Genomic DNA, 5,999 nt, shown 5'->3' on the forward strand with positions numbered 1-5,999 from the left:
TTCGCGCACTTCCAGGGCGCGCTCGCCCTGGCCGGGGGCGGGCAGCATGCGGGTGGGGTCAAGGTACTCGGTGATGAGTTCTTCCTTGCCCAGGCGCTTGAGACCGGAGACAGCGAGCACCACGGCGTCGCAGTCGCCGCTGCGTTCGGTGCCTACGCCGTGGTCGGCGCGTTCGGAGGTTTCGGTGTTCTGGCGGAGCACAACCTGCTTACCGGCGTGCTCTTCCAGGCCCTTGACGCGGCCGATGCGGGTGCCCACGTTGCCGCGGATGTCCACGATTTCGAGGTCGGGACGCAGGGCACGCAGCTGGGCGGCGCGGCGGGGCGATCCGGTGCCCACGCGGGAGCCTTCCGGCAGGGTGTCGATGGTCAGGCCGTCGCGTGCCACGAGGGCGTCGCGGGGGTCTTCACGTTTGAGGGTTGCGGCGATGACCAGGCCGGGGCAGGGTGCGGAGGGCAGGTCCTTCAAGGAATGAACGGCCATGTCCACGCGGTTTTCTTCGGAGGCGTTCTCGCCGTCGAGCAGGCGCTGGCGCAGTGCCGCGGCGAATACACCGGTGCCGCCGAGGGTTGCCAGGGGTCCGGTGAGCACGTCACCTTCGGTTTTGACGGTGCGCAGGGTGAAGTCCACGACCTCAGCGGCATCTGCGGTACCGTGGTGCCCCTGATGTTCGGTGTAGAGGGCGGTGACGGTTTCGGCGGCGATACGGCTTTGGGTCAGGGCGAGGGCGGACCCGCGGGTGCCCAAGATGTACTCGTGATGGCTCATATCTCTCCTTGTCGGTGATGTGTGTGATAGCCCGTAGGCGTGTCTTGCCTGTAAGTGTGTGGCTTGTAGGCAGTGCGGCTCCGACCCGCCCGCACACCCCGGTTAGGGGTGGTGGGGCGAGCCGGAGCTACAGGGGGTGGTGTTAGTGGGAGCAGCATCCGCCGGAGCCGCATCCACCGGAGCGGCTGGCGGGAGCTTCCTCAGAAGCGGCGGTGTCAGCACCAGCTACGTACTCCGCAATGACCGGCTTCGGCGCGCCGCGACCGGGCTTGCAGCAGCCCGGTTCGCACTCGTCGAACCAGCCGTACTGGCCGCTCGCGCTCGGTGCGAGGACGCTCTCACGGCCGGGGCGCAGGTCGGCGGGAACACCGTTTTCCACGCGCTCCTCAATGAGGCGGCGCAGCGACTCCACGTACGCCGGATGCGTACCGGGGGTCGGGGTGCGTACCGCGACCACGCCCAGGCGCTCGCAGGTGTCCAGCGCCTCGGTGTCCAGGTCCCACTTGACTTCCATGTGGTCGGAGACGAAGCCGAGGGGCACCAGCACGACGCCTTCCACGGGGGCTTCGCCGTCCTCCGCCGGGTTGGCGGGGGTAGGCAGCGCCTCCAGGGCGTCGTTGACGTCCGGTTCCAACCAGGGCATGGACGGCGGGCCTGAACGGGACTGGTACACCAGCTCCCATTCGACGTTCTGCAGAAGCTGCGGAGCCTCATCGCGAACCAGCGAAAGCACGGCGCGGGCGACCTGCAGGTGCTTCTCCACGTAGGCGGAGCCGCCCTCATAGTTCACGCCGCGCGGGCCAGCCTCGTTCGCTGCGGAGGTGGGTACCGAGTGGGTGCAGAACATGATGCGCAGGCGCGGGTTCAGCGAACCGCTATCGCGTGCGGCAAGCTGCTCACGCACCGTTGCCAGACCGTCCTTCAGTCCGTCAGCAAAAGCGCGGGAGAAACCGGGCACGTCAAAGAACTGACGAATCTTACCCACATGCACGCGACCTTCCAGGCCGAGCTGCTCAATCGCGATGCCGTAGTCCTCGCGGTACTGGCGGCAGCTCGAGTAGCCGGGGTAGGCGCTGGTCGCCAGCACCAGCACATTGCGATGCCCGGCCTCATAAGCCTCAGCGAGCACGTCCTTCACGTAAGGCTTCCAGTTGCGGTTCGCCCAGGTGATCGGGATGTGCGGGCCGCGCTCGGCGAGTGCCTGCTGCAGTGCGGCAAGCAGGGCACGGTTCTGCTCGTTAATCGGCGAGACGCCACCGTTGGCGCGGTAGTGGGTGGCGACCTCTTCGAGGCGCTCATCCGGAATGCCGCGGCCGGCGGTCACATTGCGCAGGAACGGGATGACGTCCTCCTGCCCCTCGGGGCCACCGAAGGAGGAGAGAATCACCAGGTCGTAAGGACGCGCCTCTTCGGCACGGTCACGGGTGATACTGCGTTCGCTTCGGTAGTCGCCGAGGGTCTGCTCGTTGAGCGCGGCGGGGCCGTTGGAGGCGGTGTTCGCCGGGTCGGTGCGGTTGGGTACCACGTCGTCCGGCAGGAGCGTGCCGTTGAGGGTTACGCCGTCATTCGGCTGATGGCTCACGCCAGAACCTCTGCTACTTCGTCTGCGCCGATGCGGCGGCCGGTGTAGAAGGGGGTTTCCTCGCGCACGTGCAGGCGTGCTTCGGTGTTGCGGAAGTGGCGCATCATGTCGACGAGGTCAACGAGTTCGGGTGCTTCGAGGGCGAGGACCCATTCGTAGTCGTTCATGCCGAATGCTGCGACGGTGTTTGCCAGAACCTGCGGGAAGTCGATTGCCTTCATGCCGTGGTTCTTGAGCATTTCTGCGCGGCGTTCGGGGTTCATGTAGTACCACTCGTAGGAGCGTACGAAGGGGTAGACGCAGACCCATGCTTCGGGTGCCTTGCCGCGTGCGTAGGCGGGTGCGTGGTTGCGGGTGAATTCTGCTTCGCGGTGTACGCCCATGGTGGACCAGACGATGGTGGTGCCTGCGAAGAGTGCGGTGCGACGGATCTTGCGGACTGCTGCCTGCAGCTTTTCGGGGGTTGCACCGTGGGTCCAGATCATGACGTCTGCGTTGTCGCGCATTGCGGAGACGTCGTAGATGCCGCGCAGGGTCACGCCGTCTGCTGCGAGCTGCTCGGCGACCTTCTCGAACTCGGCGCGTGCCTCGTCGGTGTTGGATTCTGCGGGGCGTGCGCCGGAGCGTGCGAACACGGTGTACAGGGCGTAGTGCAGGGTTTCGCCTTCTTCGCGGCCGCGGCGGTTCTCGTCAGCTGCGGAGTGCTGGACTGCGTAGCCCTTGGGTGCGCCGCCGTAGCCGTGGCCTGCGTGGGTGTAGCCGCCCTGACCTGCGCCGTGTGCGCCGCCGTGGCCGTGTGCTGCGTGATCGTGAGACATTGTGTGTTCCTTTCTTCAGCGAGGGTTCGCTGTGCTGGAGGCGCGGCTTCCGTAGCTGCGCGTTTTCTCAAATTTTTTGGTCTAGTTGCTGGTTGGTTTCTGCCGCTACGCCGTCTACTTGGCGGTTGCGACCTTCGGGGAGGTGACGCCTTCCCAGTCCTGTGCCGCGTGGTAGATGAGGCGGTCCATCTGCTCGTAGGTGTCTTTGACGGTTACGACCAGGCCGGAGCCTGCCGCCCAGGAGCCGACGGTGCTGAGGGTTCCGAGTTCGCTGGCGCGTTCGCGGAATTCCTTGACTCGGTCGCGGTGGCCGGGGGTGGAGGCGGGCAGCACACCGCGCCAGCGTACGACGTCCGCATCGATGAGGTTGCTGTGGGTGAGGGCTACGTCCATCATGCGGCTTGCGTCGCGCAGTGCAAGGGTGATGAGCTGCTCGTCAGCGAGTGCCACTTCTGAGAAGCGGGCGTCTTCGCCGCCGCGACCGTAGGAGAGGCGCACGACGTGGCGTCCGGGGCCTGCGGCGTCGGCGACCCACTGCCATTTGGCGGTGGCGTGGGTGAGTGCCTTGGCGCGTACGGCGGTGGCTTCTTCGGAGACGAGCAGGCCGGTGCCGCGGGGGTGCTTGTCCAGGGCGGGGGCGTCGACGACGAGGGTGACGAGGGCGACTTCGGGGCCGGGTTCCAGGGCGGGTAGTGCGGTGGAGACGTGCGGGCCGATGAGTCGTGCTACGGTCGGGCCGTCGGTGGCGAGCACCAGGTAGTCGGCGTAGAGGGGGGTGTTTTCGCCGTCGGTGGTGTGGCGCTGGATGATGAACCACTGGCCGGTGGATTCGTCGCGGTCTACGGCGATGACGTCGAATCCGGTGACGATGCGAACGCCGGCGGCGTACAGGTCTTCGACGAGACGTTCAGACAGCTGGTTCATGCCGCCCACGATGCCGGCGACCTGTGAGCCTGCGGGGGCTGCCGAACGGAAAGCGTGCGCTGCGGCAGAGAGGGAGCGGTGCTTGCGCAGTGCCGCGCGTAGGCCGGGGATGGTGGCGTCCACATCGAGCTTGTCGGGGTGGGTGGAGTACACGCCCGAGACGACGGGGGCGACAAGGTTGTCGAGAACCTTCTGACCCATGCGGATGCGCACGAGCTCGCCGAGGGTCTTTGCGTTCTCGCCGGCGGAGACGGGCAGGAACTTGTCCACCTGGGCGCGGCGCAGACCGTTCTTACCGATGACGGGGATTAGCGACTTGTCGTTGACGTTGCCGGGGATACCCATGATGCCGGTGCTGGGGGTACGGCGGGCGCCCTGCGGCAGGTACAGCCAGGAGCCGTAGGAGTTGGGGGTGACAATCTGGTCGCCCAGGCCGAGTTCCTTGACGAGGTCGCTCACGATGGGGCTGCGGGTTGCGAAGGATTCCGCGCCGGAGTCCAGGAGCAGTCCGCCAACTTCGTGGGCACCGACGGCACCGCCGAGGTGGTGGCGCTGTTCGAGCAGGGTGACACGCATGCCGGCTGCGGCGAGGCGGCGTGCGGAGATCAGGCCGGAGGGGCCGCCGCCAATAACGATGGCGGTGGGTACCTTCTCGTTACGGCTGTATGCTCGTGCGTTATGGGGCGCGGCGGAGGAGCTGACCTGTGCGGTGCGGTGCGGTGCCTGGTTGGTGTGGCCCATGGTGGTTCTCCTTTGGTCTGTCAGCGGGTCTGCTCGGTGGCGTTGTGCTCTATCAGCGTGTGCTGGGATTGGTGCTTTGGGGCGGTATCCTGCGGCGCTGATATGTGTTAGCCCCGCGGGTCCGTCGCTTTAGTTCGCCGTTTTCTCGTGGATGTATGCCACGAGGTCGGTGAGCACCTGCGGGTCGGTGGTCGGGGGTACGCCGTGGCCGAGGTTGACCACGTGCGAGGGGGCGGCGTCGCCTTCTGCGAGCACGTTGTCTACGTGTGCGTAGAGGTTTTCGCTACCTGCGGCGAGCAGTGCCGGGTCGATGTTGCCCTGCAGGGGTACGGCGCCGTTGAGCAGGGTGTTCGCTGCGGACAGCGGCAGGCGGTAGTCCACGCCGATGACGTCCGCGCCGGCTTCGTGCATGGCGGGCAGCAGGGCGGTGGTGCCGGTGCCGAAGTGGATGCGCGGCACACCGTATTCGCGTACGGCGTCGAGGGCGGTTGCGGAGTGCGCCTGCACGTAGCGGCGGTAGTCGCCTTCGCCGAGGGAGCCTGCCCAGGAGTCGAAGAGCTGCACGGCGGATGCGCCCGCCTCGATCTGCGCGCGCAGGAACTGGCCTGCGGTGCGGGCTGCCCAGGCGGCGAGTTCGTGCCAGGCGGCGGGGTCGGCGTGCATCATGGTGCGCGGGCGCAGGTGGTCGCGGGAGGGGCCGCCTTCGACCATGTAGGCGGCGACGGTGAAGGGTGCTCCTGCGAAGCCGATGAGCGGGGTGTCGCCGAGCATTTCTACGGTGGCGGCGACGGCTTCGCGGATGGGGTCGAGGTCGCTGTCTTTGAGTTCGGGCAGGGCGCGCACCTCGTCGAGGGTGCGCACGGGCTGGTCGAGGACCGGGCCCCTACCGGGCACGATGTCGACGTTGACGCCCGCAAGCTTCATGGGGATGACGATGTCGGAGAAGAAGATGCCAGCGTCGACCTTGTGGCGGCGGACGGGCTGCACGGTGATTTCTGCGGCGAGCTCGGGGGTGAGGCAGGCATCGAGCATGGGGATACCTTCGCGTACCTGGCGGTATTCGGGCAGGGAGCGGCCTGCCTGGCGCATGAACCAGACGGGTCGGTGGCTGGAGGGGCGGCCGGTGAGAGCGCGGAGCATGGGCGAGTTGGCGGCGGTGCCTGCGC

Annotated in this window: 5 protein-coding genes; all 5 read right to left on the reverse strand. The window is 67.2% G+C overall.

What is annotated here, in order from left to right; translation table 11 throughout:
• Positions 1-768 (reverse strand): hydroxymethylbilane synthase (locus tag HXO69_RS08455; RefSeq protein WP_296546497.1); only part of this gene is annotated, 768 nt, incomplete at its 3' end.
• Positions 769-910: 142 nt separating this feature from the next.
• The gene (locus HXO69_RS08460; RefSeq protein WP_296546498.1) at positions 911-2,350 is read right to left on the reverse strand and encodes a ferrochelatase; all 1,440 of its coding nucleotides are present in this window, start codon (positions 2,348-2,350) and stop codon (positions 911-913) included.
• Positions 2,347-3,168, reverse strand: coding sequence for a hydrogen peroxide-dependent heme synthase (hemQ, locus tag HXO69_RS08465; protein ID WP_296546499.1), 822 nt, complete (start codon positions 3,166-3,168; stop codon positions 2,347-2,349). Before hemQ ends, HXO69_RS08460 begins: the two co-directional genes overlap by 4 nt.
• Positions 3,169-3,282: 114 nt before the next feature.
• Complete coding sequence (gene hemG / locus HXO69_RS08470) at positions 3,283-4,833, reverse strand: protoporphyrinogen oxidase (RefSeq protein WP_296546501.1); 1,551 nt, start codon at positions 4,831-4,833, stop codon at positions 3,283-3,285.
• 129 nt (positions 4,834-4,962) lie between these two features.
• On the reverse strand, positions 4,963-5,999 hold a 1,037-nt coding region (gene hemE / locus HXO69_RS08475; protein ID WP_365668808.1), incomplete at its 5' end, for a uroporphyrinogen decarboxylase.

The organism is Rothia sp. (in: high G+C Gram-positive bacteria) (assembly GCF_015265375.1).
Classification (GTDB): Bacteria; Actinomycetota; Actinomycetes; order Actinomycetales; family Micrococcaceae; genus Rothia.